The 17,688-nt window shown below is 64.9% G+C and carries 19 protein-coding genes and 1 tRNA gene; 16 read left to right on the forward strand and 4 right to left on the reverse strand.

Translation table 11 applies throughout. The features are described 5' to 3' along the window. Positions 1-132: 132 nt before the first annotated feature. The 11 genes from P0Y59_09375 to P0Y59_09425 all read left to right on the forward strand — a co-directional run bounded on the left by P0Y59_09375 (position 133) and on the right by P0Y59_09425 (position 8,806). Positions 133-738, forward strand: a complete 606-nt coding sequence (locus P0Y59_09375) for a fumarylacetoacetate hydrolase family protein (protein ID WEK01866.1) — start codon at positions 133-135, stop codon at positions 736-738. Then, on the forward strand, positions 735-1,487 hold the full coding sequence (locus P0Y59_09380) for a fumarylacetoacetate hydrolase family protein (GenBank protein ID WEK01867.1): 753 nt from the start codon (positions 735-737) through the stop codon (positions 1,485-1,487). Before P0Y59_09375 ends, P0Y59_09380 begins: the two co-directional genes overlap by 4 nt. Then, positions 1,484-1,810: an aromatic ring-opening dioxygenase subunit LigA gene (locus P0Y59_09385; protein WEK01868.1), complete on the forward strand. Its 327-nt coding sequence runs from the start codon at positions 1,484-1,486 to the stop codon at positions 1,808-1,810. The genes P0Y59_09380 and P0Y59_09385 overlap by 4 nt, the downstream gene beginning before the upstream one ends. Continuing rightward, complete coding sequence (locus P0Y59_09390; protein ID WEK01869.1) at positions 1,807-2,625, forward strand: extradiol ring-cleavage dioxygenase; 819 nt, start codon at positions 1,807-1,809, stop codon at positions 2,623-2,625. The genes P0Y59_09385 and P0Y59_09390 overlap by 4 nt, the downstream gene beginning before the upstream one ends. Further along, positions 2,625-3,014 carry a 5-carboxymethyl-2-hydroxymuconate isomerase gene (locus P0Y59_09395; GenBank protein ID WEK01870.1) on the forward strand — a complete coding sequence of 130 codons (390 nt, stop codon included), beginning with the start codon at positions 2,625-2,627 and terminating at the stop codon, positions 3,012-3,014. The genes P0Y59_09390 and P0Y59_09395 overlap by 1 nt, the downstream gene beginning before the upstream one ends. An 8-nt stretch (positions 3,015-3,022) precedes the next feature. Beyond that, on the forward strand, positions 3,023-3,829 hold the full coding sequence (hpaH, locus tag P0Y59_09400; protein WEK01871.1) for a 2-oxo-hepta-3-ene-1,7-dioic acid hydratase: 807 nt from the start codon (positions 3,023-3,025) through the stop codon (positions 3,827-3,829). Then, entirely contained in the window at positions 3,826-4,584 is a 759-nt protein-coding gene (locus tag P0Y59_09405; protein WEK01872.1) for an HpcH/HpaI aldolase/citrate lyase family protein, read from the forward strand. The genes hpaH and P0Y59_09405 overlap by 4 nt, the downstream gene beginning before the upstream one ends. 20 nt (positions 4,585-4,604) lie before the next feature. After that, a complete protein-coding gene (locus tag P0Y59_09410) occupies positions 4,605-6,014 on the forward strand; it encodes an aldehyde dehydrogenase family protein (GenBank protein WEK01873.1) in 1,410 nt (469 codons plus the stop codon). A gap of 22 nt (positions 6,015-6,036) precedes the next feature. Continuing rightward, the gene (locus P0Y59_09415; protein WEK01874.1) at positions 6,037-6,690 is read left to right on the forward strand and encodes a glutathione S-transferase family protein; all 654 of its coding nucleotides are present in this window, start codon (positions 6,037-6,039) and stop codon (positions 6,688-6,690) included. Positions 6,691-6,793: 103 nt separating this feature from the next. Continuing rightward, positions 6,794-7,975 (forward strand): aspartate/tyrosine/aromatic aminotransferase, encoded by a 1,182-nt coding sequence (locus P0Y59_09420; GenBank protein ID WEK01875.1) that lies wholly within the window; start codon positions 6,794-6,796, stop codon positions 7,973-7,975. 72 nt (positions 7,976-8,047) lie between these two features. Continuing rightward, positions 8,048-8,806, forward strand: coding sequence for a helix-turn-helix domain-containing protein (locus P0Y59_09425; protein ID WEK01876.1), 759 nt, complete (start codon positions 8,048-8,050; stop codon positions 8,804-8,806). Positions 8,807-8,878: 72 nt separating this feature from the next. Here P0Y59_09425 and P0Y59_09430 read toward each other — a convergent pair whose 3' ends face one another. The 3 genes from P0Y59_09430 to P0Y59_09440 form a co-directional block, all read right to left on the reverse strand. Beyond that, a complete protein-coding gene (locus P0Y59_09430; GenBank protein ID WEK01877.1) occupies positions 8,879-11,158 on the reverse strand; it encodes a TonB-dependent receptor in 2,280 nt (759 codons plus the stop codon). A gap of 87 nt (positions 11,159-11,245) precedes the next feature. Further along, positions 11,246-12,544: an MFS transporter gene (locus tag P0Y59_09435; protein WEK01878.1), complete on the reverse strand. Its 1,299-nt coding sequence runs from the start codon at positions 12,542-12,544 to the stop codon at positions 11,246-11,248. Then, complete coding sequence (locus P0Y59_09440) at positions 12,541-13,380, reverse strand: metallophosphoesterase (GenBank protein WEK01879.1); 840 nt, start codon at positions 13,378-13,380, stop codon at positions 12,541-12,543. Before P0Y59_09440 ends, P0Y59_09435 begins: the two co-directional genes overlap by 4 nt. A gap of 137 nt (positions 13,381-13,517) precedes the next feature. Here P0Y59_09440 and P0Y59_09445 point away from each other — a divergent pair, with 137 nt between their 5' ends. Continuing rightward, positions 13,518-14,456: a LysR substrate-binding domain-containing protein gene (locus tag P0Y59_09445; GenBank protein WEK01880.1), complete on the forward strand. Its 939-nt coding sequence runs from the start codon at positions 13,518-13,520 to the stop codon at positions 14,454-14,456. Positions 14,457-15,067: 611 nt separating this feature from the next. On the opposite strand, the gene P0Y59_09450 is transcribed toward P0Y59_09445, so the two are convergent. Further along, a tRNA-Ser gene (locus tag P0Y59_09450) sits at positions 15,068-15,157 on the reverse strand. A gap of 149 nt (positions 15,158-15,306) precedes the next feature. Here P0Y59_09450 and hspQ point away from each other — a divergent pair. The 4 genes from hspQ (at position 15,307) to P0Y59_09470 (ending at position 17,676) form a co-directional block, all read left to right on the forward strand. Next, entirely contained in the window at positions 15,307-15,687 is a 381-nt protein-coding gene (hspQ, locus tag P0Y59_09455; protein ID WEK01881.1) for a heat shock protein HspQ, read from the forward strand. Positions 15,688-16,300: 613 nt separating this feature from the next. Beyond that, the gene (gene rplU, locus P0Y59_09460) at positions 16,301-16,678 is read left to right on the forward strand and encodes a 50S ribosomal protein L21 (protein WEK01882.1); all 378 of its coding nucleotides are present in this window, start codon (positions 16,301-16,303) and stop codon (positions 16,676-16,678) included. Between the two features lie 12 nt (positions 16,679-16,690). Further along, positions 16,691-16,960: a 50S ribosomal protein L27 gene (rpmA, locus tag P0Y59_09465; protein WEK01883.1), complete on the forward strand. Its 270-nt coding sequence runs from the start codon at positions 16,691-16,693 to the stop codon at positions 16,958-16,960. Positions 16,961-17,130: 170 nt separating this feature from the next. Next, positions 17,131-17,676 carry a GNAT family N-acetyltransferase gene (locus P0Y59_09470; protein WEK01884.1) on the forward strand — a complete coding sequence of 182 codons (546 nt, stop codon included), beginning with the start codon at positions 17,131-17,133 and terminating at the stop codon, positions 17,674-17,676. Positions 17,677-17,688 lie beyond the last annotated feature (12 nt).

A 17,688-nucleotide genomic window follows, 5' to 3' on the forward strand; every position in this document is an offset into this window, starting at 1 on the left:
TGATTATCGTGTTAAGTATCTCGCCAAATCGCCGCCGTCAAACCGATTTGACGTGCTGCGCCCCCGTGGACATGGCTTGACGCTTATCATGTTAAATATTACGCCTTCCATCATGAGGGATGAGAGGAAAGCATGATCGGCGGAACCGCCTATGGCGTGGCATTGAACGATCGCGCGCACCTGGCAGAGCTGGCCGAGGCGCTGACGCAGGCGCCCTATGGCAAGCCGCCCGTCGCGCCGATTCTCTATGTGAAGCCGCGCAATTGTTTTGCCGCCAACCGATCGGTGGTGACGATACCGGCCGATGTTGCGGAAGTTGCGGTAGGCGCAACTATCGCAATCGAGCGGTCGATGGCCGGTGAATCCCTCGCACGGGTGGCGATCGACTTGTTCGTGCCACACGCCAGCTTCTATCGCCCAGCGATCGCCGAGCGTTGCCGAGACGGCTTCCTGCCACTCGGCCCGGCAGTCGCGATGCCCGCCAATCTCGCCACAATGGAGATCATAACCTGCATCGCCGGTGTGGAGCGGCATCGCTGGAACCTCTCGCGACTGGTGCGCGATCCGGCGACGCTCGATCGCGACGTTTCGACCTTCATGACGCTGGCGCCCGGCGATATTCTGCTGTCCGGCATTGCCGGCGACGCGCCGGTCGCGCGCGCGGGTGAGATTATCGAGGTGATCGCCGAGGGGTTTCCCCTGCTCACGGTCGCGCTCATCGCGGAACAGCAAGCATGAAGCACATCCGACTGATCCATGCCGGACACGAGCAATGGGGTGTCGTCACATCGGACGAGGCCGCGATCACGCTCGCCAATGGAACGCATGTTCGCTGGGACGAAATCACGCTGCTGCCGCCGGCGACACCTGGCGCGACGATCTTCGCGCTGGGATTGAACTACGCCGATCATTCGGCGGAACTCGGCTTCAAGCCGCCGTCGCAGCCGCTCGTCTTCCTCAAGGGACCGAACGGCTTTGTCGCCCACGGCGGCGTTTCGCCCAAGCCGCGCGACGCCGATCAGATGCACCCGGAGTGCGAACTGGTCGCGGTGATCGGGCGGACGGCACGGCATGTCGCCGCGCGCGATGCGCTCGATCATGTCAGCGGCTACTCGATCGCCTGCGACTATGCCGTGCGCGAGTTTCTGGAGAATTATTACCGCCCGAATCTGCGCGTGAAGAACCGCGACGCGCTGACCCCGCTCGGCCCGTGGGTGGTGGACGCGGCGGACGTCGGCGATCCGCAGGCATTGGCGCTCTCCACCACGGTCAACGGGACAAAAGTCCAGTCGGGTGCGACCGCCGACATGGTATTCCCGGTCGCGGAACTGATCGCCTATCTCTCCTCCTTCATGACGCTTTCGCCCGGCGACATGATCCTGACCGGCACGCCGCACGGCGTTCATTTCGTCAGCGAAGGCGATGAAGTGGCATGCGAAATCGACCGTGTCGGGCGCCTCGTCCATCGCGTGGGGTTGCAGCCATGAGCCTCTACCAGTTGCAGAAACTGCTCTTCGAACTGAACCGCGACCAATCCCTGCAAGCCGCCTTCACCAGTGATGCGGCGGCGGTGAGCGACCGTTACGAACTGACCGGGGAAGAACGTGCCGCCATCCTGGAGCCGGACATCGGCCTGCTCTACGTGCTCGGGGTCAACGGACAGATCCTGATGCATTTCGCCGCATTCAGCCAGATCGAATGGTCCGACTATCTCCAGCGGATGCGCGACGGCGTGCGGATACATGGCCCGGTCCGTGCCGGAGTCTATGCGATGACAACCGATATCGATGAGAAGGTGGCTGGAGTATGACACTCGTCTTCAGCGGAATTTGCAGCCACGGTCCCGGAATCACCGGCCGCGCCGACCTCGCTCCGCCTGAGTTGCGCGACCCGTTCTATGCGGCCTTTCGCGAGATGCGCACGGCGATCTGCGCGACAGGAGCTGAAGTACTGATCGTCATCGCGGCGGAGCATTTCGCCAATTTCTTCATGAACAACATGCCGGCCTATGCGATCGGCGCGGCGGATCACTATGACGGCCCGATCGAGAATCCGGACTGGTTGCGCATCCCGCGCCAGCGCATCCGTGGCGACGCCGACCTGTCGCGCCGCTTGATCGCCGAGGTCCAGCAGACGGTCGACGTCGCCTATGCCGAGGAATGGAAATTCGACCACGGCATCATGGTGCCACTGCATTTCCTGGATCCCGGGAACGAGCTGACGGTGATCCCGGCCAACATCAATTGCCAGGGGCCGCCCCTCACCCCCTTGCACCGCGCCTACGCCTTCGGACGCGCGCTGCGCCGCGCCGCCGACAAGGTTCCGCAGCGGATCGCGCTGGTCGGGACCGGTGGCATCTCGCACTGGCCGGCGACACCCGATAGCGGGCGGATCAACGAGGCATGGGATCGCGATTTCCTCGAGCGCTGGTCGTCCGGCGACGAGGCGCGGATGACGGATTACACCGATGCGGAAACCTATGCCGATGGCGGCCAGGGCGGGTATGAAATCCGCACGCTGATCGCCGCAGCCGCGGCTGCCGGCGGCAGGGGCCATATCGATTTCTATCGACCGATCCCGATTTTCAGCACCGGCTGCGTGATCGGCCGGTCGGAGATCGCGTGATGGCACATGCCACCATCGAATGGACCGCCAATTTGGAAGGCGCGTTCGATCTTGGCGGTCTGCTGTCGCTGATCGCGGCCGAGATGCGCGAGCGTTCGGGCGACGTGTTCCCGGTCGGCGGCATCCGGGTGCGTGCGATCCGGCTGACCGACTATGTCATCGCCGACGGCAATTGCGCAGACGATGCCTTCATCAATATCGACGTGAAGATGGGGGTGGGCCGCGATGCTGCGTTCAAGCAGGCATTCTTCAACCAGATGTTCGACGCGGTGAAGGCATTCCTCGGCGATCTGTTCGAACACCGCCCCCTCGCCCTCTCGCTCTATGTCGAGGAAGCGGAAGGGTGGAAGCACAACACCATCCACCACCGCCTCACTGCACGGAAATGACCTGAACCATGGCTCTCTCTCCCGACTTGATCGAGCAACTCGCCGACGAACTGCACGAGGCTGAACGCACCCGCAGCCAGATCACGCAATTCTCGCTGCGCCACCCCGAGATCACGATCGAGGATGCCTATGCCGTCCAGCGCGCCTGGACCCGGCGCAAGATCGCCGAGGGGCGGAAGGCCATCGGTCACAAGATCGGGCTGACCAGCCGCGCCATGCAGCGCTCATCCAATATCGACGAGCCGGACTATGGCCTGCTGCTCGACGACATGCTGTTCCCCGACGGGCGCGACATTCCGGTCGAACGCTTCATCCTGCCGCGCGTCGAGGTGGAACTCGCCTTCCGCCTGAAGCAACCGCTGCGCGGGCCGGACTGCACGCTGTTCGATGTCCTCGACGCGGTGGACTATATCGTCCCGGCAATCGAGATCATCGACGCGCGGATCGAACAGATCGATCGCGCCTCCGGTACGACGCGCAAGGTGTTCGATACGATTTCGGACAACGCGGCCAATGCCGGGCTGGTGCTTGGCGGGCGGCCGATCCGGCCCGGTGACGTTGATCTGCGCTGGGTCTCGGCGCTGATCTACCGCAACGGCGTGATCGAGGATTCAGGCGTGGCGGCCGCCGTGCTCGGACATCCGGCGCTCGGCCCCGCCTGGCTCGCCAACAAACTCCACCCTTATGGCGAAACGCTGGAGGCCGGCGAGATCATCCTCGGCGGCAGCTTCACCGCGCCAGTTCCGGCGCGCGCGGGCGACACCTTCCATGTCGATTTCGGTCCGCTCGGCGCGATTTCGGTGCGCTTCGCATGAGCGCGTTTCGTGAATGGATCGACTCGGCGCCCGGCGCCCGGCTCGGTCTGTGGCAAGCGCTCGTCTCGCCCTACACAACGGAGATCTGCGCGACCCTGGGCTTCGACTGGCTGCTGTTCGACGGCGAACACGCCCCCAATACCGCGCAGACGCTGCTTGCCCAGCTTCAGGCGACCGCCCCCTACCCCGTCCACGCCATCGCGCGGCCGCCAGCGGGCGATGCGGTCAACATCAAGCAATATCTCGACCTCGGTTTCGGCTCCTTGCTGATCCCGATGGTCGAAAGCGCCGAGCAGGCACGCGCGATCGTCGCCGCCTCGCGTTTCCCGCCACGGGGAATACGCGGCGTTGCCAGCTCGACCAGCCGCGCCTCGCGCTTCGGGGGGCAGGCCGACTATCTCGCCACGGCGCACGAGCGCGTCGGCATCATCGTCCAGATCGAAAGCGGCACGGCCCTGGCCGCGGTCGATGAAATCGCGGCGGTCGACGGCGTCGACGGCCTGTTCATCGGCCCGGCCGATCTCGCCGCATCGCTCGGCCATCTCGGCAACCCGCGGGCACCCGAGGTGCAGGCAGCGATCGATCGCGCCTTTGCCGCGATCCACGCCGGCGGCAAGCCTGCCGGCATCTTCGCGCTCGATGCGGAGGACGCCCGGGCCCGCGCCGCGCAGGGCTTCGCCTTCATTTCGGTGGGCACCGATATCGGCCTGCTCGCTGGCGGCGGACGGGCACTGTTGCGGACCTGCCGCGGCTGAACATGACACTGGAGAAAGTGATGACCTTTCAACTGACGATCGGTGGCCGGGAATCGCCGTGCGTCGAAACCTTCGCCGTGATCGATCCGGCGACCGGCCGCGAATTCGCGCAATGCCCGCTGGCAACCGTGGAGCATCTCGATCACGCGGTCGCCGCCGCGCGCGCTGCCTTTCCCGCCTGGTCCGCACTGCCGATCGATCAGCGCGCCACATTGCTCAACAGTTTCGCCGAGGCGCTGGCGGCTGAATGCGACGATCTCGCCGCACTCCTCTCGCGTGAGCAGGGCAAGCCGGTGCGGTCCGCGGTCGGCGAAATCCAGGGCTCGATCTACTGGATCCGCACCACCGCCGGTTTCCGTCCGCCTGTCGAGCGGATCGATCAGCCGGACGGTGGCCGCATCGAAATCCATCGCCGCCCGCTCGGCGTGGTCGGCTCGATTACGCCGTGGAACTTCCCGGTGATGATCGCGATCTGGCACGTCATCCCTGCGCTGCTGGCCGGGAATACGGTGGTGCTGAAGCCGTCGCCCAACACGCCGCTCGCCACGCTGCGCATGGTGGAGATCGCCAATCGCCATCTGCCGGCCGGCGTATGGAATGTAGTGACCGGCGATGTCGAGATCGGCTCCGGAATCGCCAGGCATCCGGACATCAACAAGGTGGTATTCACCGGCTCCACTCCCACCGGCCGCGCGATCATGCGCGATGGCGCGGGCAATCTGAAACGGCTGACGCTTGAGCTTGGCGGCAATGACGCCGCGATCGTCCTGGCCGACGCCGATGTCGATACGATCGCGCCACAGATCTTCGCCCATGCGTTTGGCAACAGCGGGCAGATCTGCGCCGCGATCAAGCGCGTCTATGTCCATGACAGCCTGCACGACGCGCTGGCCGAACGGCTGGCCACATTGGCGGCTGCGGCAAAGGTCGGCCCGGGCGACGATCCCGACACACAATATGGCCCGGTGCAGAACCGGCGTCAGTTCGATTACGTCCGTGCATTGGCAAAGGACGCGCGGATTCAAGGCGGACGCTTCCTCGCCGGTGGCGAACCGCTGGCGGGCGACGGATATTTCTTCCCGCTCTCGGTGGTGGTGGACGTAACCGACGGTAACCGCATCGTTGACGAGGAACAGTTCGGCCCGGTGCTGCCGATCATCCGTTATTCGGACGTGGAGGACGTGTTGGCGCGCGCCAATGCCGGCGAGAACGGCCTGGGCGGGTCGGTCTGGTCGGCCGATGTCGGTCGCGCGGCGGAACTCGCGCAGCGCCTGGAGTGCGGAACGGCATGGGTGAACCACCATGCCAAGATCTCGCCCGACATTCCCTTCGGCGGCGCCAAGCAATCCGGGATCGGTGTCGAATTCGGCCTGCACGGGCTGGACGAATATCTGCAATTGCAGACCGTCCGGCTCCCCGCCGGCGCATGATCCCCGCCATACGGGCCGCATCATGGACCTGACGCTCTATTTCTTTCCGGGCGCCTGCTCGCGCGTCACGATGACCGCGCTTGAGGCAACCGGCGCCCCCTATCGCGACCGACTGGTGAATGTCCGAACGGACGAGCAGAAAACGCCCGACTATCGTCGAGTCAATCCCAAGGGCAAGGTACCGGCGCTGGCGATCGACGGCCGGATCATGACCGAAAACGCCGCGATCCTCGTCTTTCTCGATCGCCAGTTCCCACAGGCCGGATTGCTGCCGCGCAGCACCGATCCCGTCACTGATATCGCACCGTTGACCGATCTGCTCTGGTGTTCCTCCACGCTGCACCCGGCGATGCGCCAGATTCGTGCGCCGGACAAATATACCACCGGTGATCCGGCCGACGTGATGGCTGACGGGATGCGCAAGTTCGCCGCCGAATGCACGCTCATCGCCGAAGGCGTGGATGGCCGCTGGTGGTATGGAGATCGCTGGTCGATCGTCGACGTCTATCTGTTCTGGTTGTGCAACGTCGCGGAGAAGGGCGGCTTCCCGCTGTCGGACTATCCGGCGATCGTCGATCATGCCGCGCGCGTGCGCCGGCTTGCGCCACTCCAGCGGGCGCTGGAACGCGAGCGCGCCGGGGCGGAGCGGCTGGCACTTACCGGCATTCAATACTGAAACCATACGCGTCGATTGTGCCGCATCGGCGGTTCGGCGCGCATGTTGTATCGCAATACGTTCCAATGTATCGAATTACGATACCAAAAAAGCGAGGGCCGAAATGTTTGCCGAATTACCCGACGCGCCGATCGATCCGATCCTGGGCATGGCTCAGGCCTTTGCCAGTGACCCGAGCCCCGACAAGGTCGATCTGGGCATCGGCATCTACAAGGACGAGAATGGCGAGGTGATCGTCCTGCCGACCGTCAAGGCGGCGGAAAGCTGGCTGATCGAGAATCAGGCGACCAAGCGCTACCTTTCCTCCGCCGGGAACCCCGAATATAATGACCGGACACGCGGGCTGCTGTTCCGTGAAGGCTCCGACGCGCATTCGCGCGCTCGCTCGATCCAGACGGTGGGGGGCACCGGCGCGTTGCGCGTCGCGGCTGACTTCATCCGCAAGTTCGGCACCGGCCAGCGCATCTTCCTGCCCGATCCCACCTGGGCGAACCATCCGGCGATCTTCGGCGTCGTCGGGTTCGAGATCGTCAATTACCCCTACTACGACATCCCGACCGGCACGTTGCGCTTCGACGCGATGATGAGCGCGCTGGCCGATCTGCGCCCCGGCGACACGGTGCTGCTCCACGGCTGCTGCCACAATCCGTCCGGCGCGGACCCGAGCGCCGCGCAATGGGCCGAGATCGCCGACCTTATCGCCCGATCGGGTGCGACGCCGCTGGTTGATCTTGCCTATCTCGGCTTCGCGGAAGGGCTTGAGGAAGACCGTCAGGGCCTTGCGATCCTCGCCGAACGGCTGCCCGAACTGATCGTCGCCAGTTCCTGCTCCAAGAATTTCGCGCTCTATCGCGAACGCACCGGCGCGCTGACATTGGTCGGCGCCAATGCACGGCAGGCTGATACCGCGCTCGGCAACCTGCTGCCCGTCGTGCGCACCAATTATTCGATGCCGCCCGATCATGGCGCGGCGATCGTCGCTCATATCCTCGGAGACGCACCGCTGCGCGCGGCGTGGGAGGAGGAACTGTCGGCGATGCGCAACCGCATCCGCGACATGCGGGCCGAACTGGTAAGGCTGCTGTCGGGCAACAACCGGCGCGACTATTCCTTCCTCGCCAACCAGCATGGCATGTTCGCGATGCTCGGTATTTCGAGCGACGCCGTGCGCCGGCTGCGCGAGGACTGGCACGTCCACATCAGCGGCTCCAGCCGCGCCAACCTTGCGGGGCTGACGTCTGGGAACGTCAGCCATGTCGCGCAGGCGATCTCGGCGGTCAGCTGAAGCGGCTCGCTTCTCCCCCTGTGCGGTGCATGCTATCGCGAGGGGGAGAGTTGCAAACGAGATCGGGTGGGGATGACAGAGAGTTTGGATCTACGGCCAGCTGCGGTCAAAAGCGTTGAAGTCACGGTCCGCATTCTCGACTGCCTGACGGATTCTTTCGGCCCGGTTCGCGTTACCGATCTGGCCCGCGATCTCGGCATGACCAAAACACGCGTGTCACGGCATTTGCAGACGCTCACCCTGTTGGGACTGGTCGACAAGACACCCCATGGCGGCGGCTATGTCTTCGGGCGCAAGCTGCTCAAATTCGGTCGCGCGGCAATCTATCGCAGCAATATCGTGGAACTCGCACGCCCGTTCCTGCGCGTGTTGCGCGACCGCACCGGACACACCGCCGTGCAGACGCTGCCGGCACGCTCCGGCGCCATGGTGGTGACGGCGGTGCCGAACGAGTTCGAACCGGGCGTCGTCATCCAGCCTGGTACGCTCCTCGAACTGCCGAAATCCCCGGCGGCACGATTGACCGCCTATTTCGAACGGCAGCCGGTCGATTCCGAGCGGGTACGCGTCAATCTCGCCCGCTTCGGCGTCGATTTCGAGGCTGACGCACGCGGCAACGGTCTTGGCGGAATCGCTGCCCCTATTTTCGACAGCGACGGTGGAATAGCCGCGACCATAGGGCTGGTGCTCTCATCGGCGCTGGTCGATCCCGAGCCCGGCGCCGATCTGATCCGCCACGTCTACGAGGTAAGCGCCCTGATCCAGAGGGAATATGCGGAAGGCGCCATTTCGCCCCTAATGCCCATGGTGGAGGGTACGCGATCGAAATGATCGCGCGGATGGGCATCTCGTTGATTCGGTACATCGCGACCGGGGCGGCTGACCCGCCTCGTTGATTGCGGCTTAGAACGACATCGTCACACGGGCATAATATTCGCGGCCATTGGTGCCGAGCCCTCCGACTTCCGGATATTGCAGACTGCCGCCCTGGCTGAGCGCCCGATCGATGATCTTGTCGGGATAGGCATTGCCGAGATTCAGCACGCCAAATGTCATGGCAAAGCCTGGCGCCACCCGGAACGTGCCGCTGAGATCAAGCGTGGTGACGGGCGCGAAGACCTGCTCGGCAACCAGTGAGACCGCCTTGAAGCTGCCGAAGCGCACGACATCCGCGTTGAGCGTGAAGGCACCCAGCGCCACGCTGCCAGATGCCGTGATCTTGTCCTGGGGCTGCGCCGTCGTCAGAAGATCGAGCGCCATCGTGCCCATTAACGGCAACGCCGGCACAGTCGCATTCGTCGCCAGTTTGTCGACATGGGTCCTGGCCTTGCCATAGCCGACGCCGAGATCGAGCTTCGCATCGCCGACGCGCCCGCCCCACCGGCCCACGATCTCGAAGCCGTTGGTGGTGGTATCGAGTGCATTGGTGAAGAAGCGCACCTGGCTGGCGTTGGTTATGTTGGCGGCCTTCAGCACCGCGGTGACGGCAGCACCACTCAACGTGTCGCTGAGCGCGATGCGGTCGGCAATCTCGATATGGAAGGCATCCGCCGTGAGCGTGAAACCGCCACCCGGTGTCAGCACCACGCCGCCACTGAGATTGCGCGACCTCTCGCGGCGCAGCGGCTGAGCGCCGAGCGCCCGGGCGACCGGATCACCAACGGCAAAGGTGCCGATGTTGACGAGCACGCCGCCGCTGGACTGGCTGGAAACGGTGCTGAATCCCGTCTGCTGGAGCGAGGGCGCGCGAAAGCCGGTCGAGGCGGTCGCGCGCAAGGCGACGAACGACGCCGGTTTCAGGAAAGCGCTCACCTTGCCGGTCACCGCGCTGCCGAAATCGCTGTAGTGTTCGTAGCGGACCGCGCCGCCCAGCGTCAGAATCGATACCGGCTTCATCTCGGCATCGACGAACGCGCTGACCGCATTGCGGCCGAGATGCACCGGACTCGGCGGATTGTAGCCCGGAAACCCCTGCGCGCCCGCACCGGTGAAGGATGCCGCCTCGCCCGAGCGGATGTCATAATGTTCGTGGCGATGCTCGACGCCGACGGCGATGTTGCCACCGGCCAGCAAGGCGAGCTTCGTGCTGACCGTAAAATTGGCGACGTTCTGGAAATAGCTGGAACCGCCTGCGTCGAAGCGTGTCGGGCTGGTTGCCCCGAGCGAGGTGTTGGCGGTGTCCTTCGCGACAAACTGCGCATCGTTATAGCCGACCGTGTCGCTCAGATCCCAGGTGAACCCGCCTGCCCTGCCCCGAATGCCGACGGTGCCACCGGCATCGTCCTGGTTGAGCACGATGTGCGGCACGAACCCATTTGGATAGAGCACCGAGATACCGGGCGCGCGGAACTGCGCGGGGCTGGTCGAGCCACGATGTGAGTAGATCGCATCGGCATAAAGCTCCGCACCGCCAAGATCGTAGCGGCCGTTGAATGCGGTGCTGATATCCAGCGAGTCGGGGTCGCCCTGCTCACCGGTGATCCGCCCATAGCGGCTGTCGATCGCGACTCGGTTGGTGGGGGCATGCGAACGCACCTCTGCGGTGAGGTTGAGACTGCCACGCTCGCCAAGCCGCAGCCCCGTATTGACCGTGCCGACATGGAACGCACCATCGCCCGCGCTGGACAGGCCCGACTGGACCGAGACCATCCCGCCATGATCCCCCGATTTCAGCACGATGTTGATGACCCCGGCGATCGCGTCCGAGCCATATTGCGCCGCGGCCCCGTCGCGCAGCACTTCGATCCGCTCGATCGCGGCGACCGGGATGGTGCCGAGATCGACCGGGACCGAGCCGCGACCGATCACGTTGTTGAAATTGACCACTGACGAACTGTGCCAGCGCTTGCCGTTGACGAGCACCAGCACCTCGTCGGGCGACAGGCCGCGCAGCGACGCCGCACGGGTATTGGCGGCGGACGGGCCGGTGGCGCTGCGCGGATAGTTGAACGACGGCGCGATGAACTGAAGCGCGCGCGGCAGATCGGTCAGTCCGCGCCGGGTGAGATCCGCGCCGCTATAGACGTCGACCGGCGCGGGCGAAGTTTCGGGTGAGCGGCCGCTGGCACGGGTTCCGACGATGACGATGTCATCGGGCGTGCCGGTGCCGTCGCTGGTCTGCTGGGCGGCGGCGGGACTGGCGGCTGCAATACCGGCGCAAATGAACATTGGCAGCGAACGCATCGATCAACCCCTTCAAAACTTGTGGGGCGGGCCATAGCGAGAGCGCGGCGCGACGAATAACGCACAGCTTCGCAGCCATGTTGTGCGTTACGCAACGCCCGCTGCGAGCGCCCGGCGAAGCGGCCGCATCGCCGCCAGCGCGCACAGCATCGAGACCAAGAGCGCGATCGGCAGCGTGATCGCCAGCGCCAGGCCGAGCCGCGCCTCGTCGCGCAGGACCGTATCGGTGACGAAGGCGACCAGCGTCGGCCCGAGGCCGAGCCCGATGAGATTGACGACCAGCACCGCGACCGCATGTTGCATGCCCCGCAGACGCGGCGGGGTGAGCAACTGGAGCGTCGCCGGCCCCGATCCGATCACCACCGTCAGGAAATAGACGGCAGGCACCAGCAGCGCGAGGCTCCAGCCCGCGCTCGGCATCAGCGGCGCGGCGAACACGAAAGGAACGGCCAGCGCCCCCGCTCCCGCCATCACACGCAGACGCCCGTCCTCGCGGCCAGCGCGGACCAGCCAGTCGCCGATGAGCCCTGCACTGAACGTGCCCGCCGAGCCCGCCAGCATCGTCACCAGCCCGAGCCGTCCGCCGATCTCGGCCGCCGTCATGCCGAAGCTGCGGTGGAAGAAGGTCGGTGCCCAGGCCGAAAGGCCGTAGGTCGCGATCGCGGCGGTCGCCACCGCGAGATTGACGAGCGCGACCGGCGCGGCACGCGCCTTGAACCAGCGCAGCACCTCGGCAAGCGGCGGGGCGGATGCGGTATCGCCGCTCCGCGCGGGCTCCCTGAGCAGCCCCACTAAGAGTGCGATGACGAGGCCGGGCAACCCCAACAGCAGGAAGACCATCTGCCATCCCCGCACCGCGCCCAGCAACGGCAGCACCGCGCTGTCCGGCAGATGCCGGATCGCCAACGCCCCAAGCACCAGCGCCAGCCCCGAGCCGAGATGCGGCCCGAGGCTGTAAAAACCGATGGCGATCCCCTGTCGGCGCGGCGGGAAATAATCGCCGATCAGCGAATAGGCGGAGGGCGTCATCGCCGCTTCGCCGATGCCGACGCCCATGCGCGCTAGTAGCAACTGAAAATAGCCGCCCGCCAGCCCGCACCCGGCGGTGGCGAGGCTCCAAACCGCCACCGCCCCGCCCAGGATGCGCGTCCGTACGCCGAGATCGACCAGTCGCCCGACCGGCAGGCCACTGATCGACAACACCAGCGCGAAGGACAAGCCCTGCAAGAGGCTGATCTGGAGATCACTCAGGTGCAGGTCATGCTTGATTGGCTCGACCAGCAGGTTGAGCAACTGACGATCGACGAACGCCAGCACATAGGCGAGGATCAGGACGGCCAGCGCGAACCAGCCATATTTGCCGGATCGCGTGGACGCGGTCGTCATTGTCCGTCCAGCGCGCGCAACGCCGCCGCCTGATCGGGATAAACGTGCACATGATCGATCAGATCGTGTTCGACCAGCCCGGCAGGGTGAACCAGCGTGAAATGGTGGGCATCGGGTTGCAGTGTCAGCAGCAGCATCGCGGTTTCCTTGTCGCCGATCCGTTCCTGTGCGGCGTCGGACAGGACGAACGCTGTCGAGGGCACCCAGACATGCTCTATCCCGTCGATATGAAGCTTGCGCGACTGATGCGTATGCCCCGATGCGACGAAGCGCAGATCGATCGCCGCCAGCCGGCGCAACAGGGCGTCGCGCGCCTCTACCGGCACGTAGCGGTGATGGCGGCTAGTGTCCGAGGGGCCGTCGCGGAACAACGGCTTGTGCAGGAACAGGCCGACCGGCCCGGTGATCGCGGGCAACAACGCGTCGAGCCACCTCTCCTGCTCAGCTTCAGCCGCGTCGCACCGCCCCAGCAATTGCGCGTTCAGGCCGATCAGCGTCCAGCCCTGAGCCTGCTCCACCCAATAGCCCCAGCCGAATACCGCCTCGTAGCGATCGAGCCGCTGCGGGCTGACCAACGTCTTGGCGGTCTCGCCCGGATTGTCGCCGATATCGTGATTGCCGGGAATCAGGCGAAGCTCGCTCGGCCACTCGCCGAGTTGGGCCGCCGCATGAACGAGTTCGTCCGGCCGCACCGCACCATCGGCGGTGATGTCGCCGAGATGAATGGTGAGATCGATCGCGTGGCCGGATACCCATTGCCGCGCGGCCCGGAGATTGGCGTCGAAGGCCGGCTCGAGAGGGGTGAGATGGGTGTCGGAGATGAGCGCGATCTGCATCGCGCGTCCTTGCCGGAGCAATCACCCCCACCCAATCACAAGCGGTGCAACGGCCCTTGCACGCCACGCAACGCCATGAGTCCCGGAACTTGCACAAATCGGCGCTAGCGTGCCCGACTGACACCCGGAGACCCCTCATGCGCCGCCAAGCCCCGCCGCTCGATGCCACCGAGGCGTTTCTCGCTGCGGCGCGCGCACCATCGTTTCGTGCCGCGGCGGACCAGATTGCGCTCAGCCCCTCGGCCTTTTCGCGGCGTATCCAATTGCTGGAGAATTTCGTCGGCAGCGCGCTATTCGATCGCTCCGGCCCAGCCGTGCAGCTCACCGAGGCGGGCGCGCGCTATTTCGCGGAAGTAGCCCCGGCGATGGATGCGATCCGCCGCGCGACCGCGGGCCTGCGCGAACAGACGACGAGCCGGGTGCTCCGCATCATCACGTCGCATTCGCTGGCGGTCGGCTGGTTGATCCCGCGCATGCCGGCCTTGCAGGAGGAGCACGATATCGAGCTCGATCTGTCGATCAGCCGCGATCCGCAGGCGCTGACTTCGGGCAGCGCCGACGTCGCGATCTGGGGCGGGCGCGCCGCCGAATGCGGCTTCGCGCGCGACCGGCTGGTCGACCTGAGCGCCGTCCTCGTTTCCGGCGCGCGAATGGCAAATGGACGCGAGCCACCGCGCTCGATCGCCGAATTGAAGGGACACCGGCTGCTTGCCGCAAAGACGCCCGAACATAGCTGGCACCGTTGGTTCGATACGATGGGGCTCGATGCCGGATGCGCCGATTCAGTGATGTCGTTCGATACTGTCCATCTGGTCTATGAGGCGGCGGCGAGCGGCCTTGGCATGGCGCTCGCCATCCCGCTGCTGTCGGACCGCTTCATCAAGGAGCAACGGTTGGTGCCGCTGCCCGGTCCGGCGATCCCGCTCGATCTCGATTACAGCATCTATTATGCAACGCCCGACGTGGCGCGCCGTCCGCTGGTCCGCAGCTTCGTACGCTGGCTCGAACGGGAGGTTTCGGGGTCGCTGGCCGAATTCCGCGCGTGGAGCGCGCCGCTTGCACGCCACGCCGCATGATCTTACACGGTGGCGACACCCGGCATAGGATCGCCGAGATGCTGGTGCGCCCAGCCCGAAGAGCGCCTGCTGCTGGGACCTGACGTCCACCACCACCATATTTTATGACCGGCTCTGGTAGGACTGCCGTCCGGCAGTTTTCAGACGCGGCGGGATCTAGGCTCGGGACCTACTCAATTGCTTGTCGGATCGGAGGCAGTTTGATTCAATTGCGGCGTGAAGAGACGCCGTCGCGAGTGATCTGATCTGGCCCTCGGAAGCGCAGATGCAGTGGATAGAGCCGCCTTGCCCGTTGTCGCACTATGTGCCGCGTGTCGACGATCAGCGGATCATCAGTGGGATTAGGACCAGTCTGCAGTGGCGCGATGCACCCGCTAACTATGGTCCGCGCAAGACGATCTGCTCCACAGCTTCGGCGTAGGTGCACACGTCGATTCTTCCCGAAAAGTACGATGTTTTTCGACCAGAAGTACCACACTCGAGTACCGGATTCGCCGAAACAGGCTGGGGCGGGCACGAACGGTCGCGGCCGAACTGATCGGCTAAGATTCGGTTTTCAGAGGGAAAACTCGATATCCGCGGCTCGGAACGGGCCCCTGTGGAGGGCCCCATGGCGGAGAGGGTGGGATTCGAACCCACGGTACCCTTGCGGGCACAACGGTTTTCGAGACCGTCCCAATCGACCACTCTGGCACCTCTCCGCAGAGGTATTTGCAAGCAACCCCCTGCCCGTGAAAGCGAGGGTGCCGGTCGAAGAGCGCGCGCCTCTAACGCAAAGCTAAACATCGCACAAGCACCGGTTCGCGGCCTATCTGCTTGTGCGGCGCAAAAGAGTCCTTAGATTGACGTCATGCCTCGTGCCCATATCCCTGCTCACCCCTTCGATGCGACGATTCCCCTGCCGCCGGTCTCCCATGCGCGCTTCGCGATTGGTGACGTGGTGCGCCACCGCATGTTCGATTTCCGCGGCGTCATTTTCGACGTCGACCCGATCTTCGCCAACAGCGCGGAGTGGTATGAGGCGATCCCGGAGAATATCCGCCCGCGCAAGGACCAGCCCTTCTACCACCTGCTCGCCGAGAATATGGAATCGAGCTACGTCGCCTATGTCAGCCAGCAGAACCTGATCGCCGACGATACCGACGAACCGATCGATCACCCGGCGATCTCCGATCTGTTCACCGATTTCGCCGACGGGCGGTATCAGTTGCGACGCGAGCACAAGCACTGAGCCTGTGCCGGACCGCGGCCGGTCGGTCGGCAGGCGGCGTACACGAAACCTGATCTCGCGACAGTCTCCCGGAAGGCTGCCTTGGATGAGTCCCTTCCGCCTCGAAGGGCAGAGCATCACTTACCCAGGCTGACGGCATCACGACGATCCCGTTCGTGCGCGACGTCCCGGCAGCGACGGCCTGATACGGCGAAGAGCTTGGGTTCGAGGTTGATTTCTCCAGGGCAATCCGGCCTCTTATGGCTACGTGTCGCGCGATGGCCGATGCCCGTACCCGCGATTCGTGGAAGGACCGAATTTCGCCGAGCTAACGACAGACTACAAAGGCGTTGACGTTGCACAAAAGCTCGTCAAGCCCACGCCCACTATCCTGGCGGGAATGTGATCTCCTTCGTCCAGTATCGCACGCTCGCAATCGCCCAATCGCCCCCGCAATGACACCGCGAGCGCGGACGCCACGGCCGAAAGCGCCGAATACTGGCCTGGTTCGGCTCCTTCCGTCACCGGGAAGGGCAATTCGGCGTTGACAGAATCGCCTGTCTCCCTTAGCTGCCCCCCTTCTCCCGCCGGGCATGCCTGCGCGGGCACATGCATTTGGAAAGTGATTGAGGCCATGTTCGCAGTGGTGCGCACGGGCGGCAAGCAGTATCGCGTTGCCGCTGGAGACAAGATCGTCGTCGAGAAGCTCGATGGTGAAGCAGGAGCGTCGATCACGCTCGCTGACGTTCTGCTGGCGGGCGAAGGCTCGGAGCTGCAGTCGGTCGAGGGTCTGACGGTTTCGGCCGAGATCATCGCCCAGGCGAAGGCCGACAAGGTCATCATCTTCAAGAAGAAGCGTCGCCACAATTATCGCCGCAAGAACGGCCATCGCCAGCAGCACACGATCCTGAAGATCACCGCGATCGGTGCTCAGGAGAAGAAGGCCAAGGCAAAGAAGGCCGATGCAGCCCCCGCGACTGCCGAGGCTGAAGCCCCGGCCGCCCAGGCGTAAGGAGTAGTTTAGATGGCACATAAGAAAGCAGGCGGCTCCTCGCGCAACGGTCGTGATTCGGCCGGCCGTCGTCTTGGCGTGAAGAAGTTTGGTGGCGAAACCGTCGTTCCGGGCAACATCCTGGTGCGTCAGCGCGGCACGAAATTCTATCCGGGCACCAATGTCGGCATGGGCAAGGACCATACCCTGTTCGCCCTCGTGGACGGCCGCGTGTCGTTCAAGGAAGGCAAGCTCGGCCGTAAATTCTGCTCGGTAGAGATTATGGCGGCCGCGGCCGAATAAAACGGGTAACCGGTCGGGTTGCCCACTTGGGCGACCCGGGTTTTCGCAAGAGAACCGAAAAAGGGAGACGGGTCGCCCCGGCTCCCTTTTTTCATGCTCCCTCCCCACCCATTGTCGCCTTCCCGTCATCCCGGCGTGCGAGCGGCAATGCGACCGACGAGGAGAGTAATATGTTCGCTCGGACTGCAAGATTGACGCTGCGCCCCGGCTGGCCGGAAGATGCGCAGGCGCTGACTCACGCGATCGCCCATGAGGAGGTCGTGACGAAGCTGTCGCGCGCACCCTGGCCCTATACGGTGGACGATGCCGAGGAATTCCTGGCAAGCCCGCGAGAGGCGCATGACGCGCGATTCCTCATCCTCAGCCATGAGGCGGACTATCCGCGGATCGTCGGCTCCGTCGCGGTCTGGTTCCAGGAAGACGCCTATGAACTGGGTTATTGGCTGACGCCGTCGGCCTGGGGCCGCGGCTATGCGACCGAGGCCGGGCGCGCCGTGCTCCAGATGGCGCACCACGCGCTTGGCGTGAAGCACGTCCGTGCCGGGCATTTCGTTGACAACCCGGCCTCGGGCCGGGTGCTGACCAAGCTCGGCTTCCGCCCGACCGGCGCCGTCGTGCCGCGCCACTCCCGCGCCCGCGACGCCGAGGTGCCCTGCGCCGTGTTCGAACTCGACCTCGACGAGGACCGAATGTGCGATGTGAAGATGGCTGCCTGAACAAAACCCTCT

Origin of the sequence: Candidatus Sphingomonas phytovorans, from assembly GCA_029202385.1 — a bacterium.
Taxonomy (GTDB): Bacteria; Pseudomonadota; Alphaproteobacteria; order Sphingomonadales; family Sphingomonadaceae; genus Sphingomonas; species Sphingomonas phytovorans.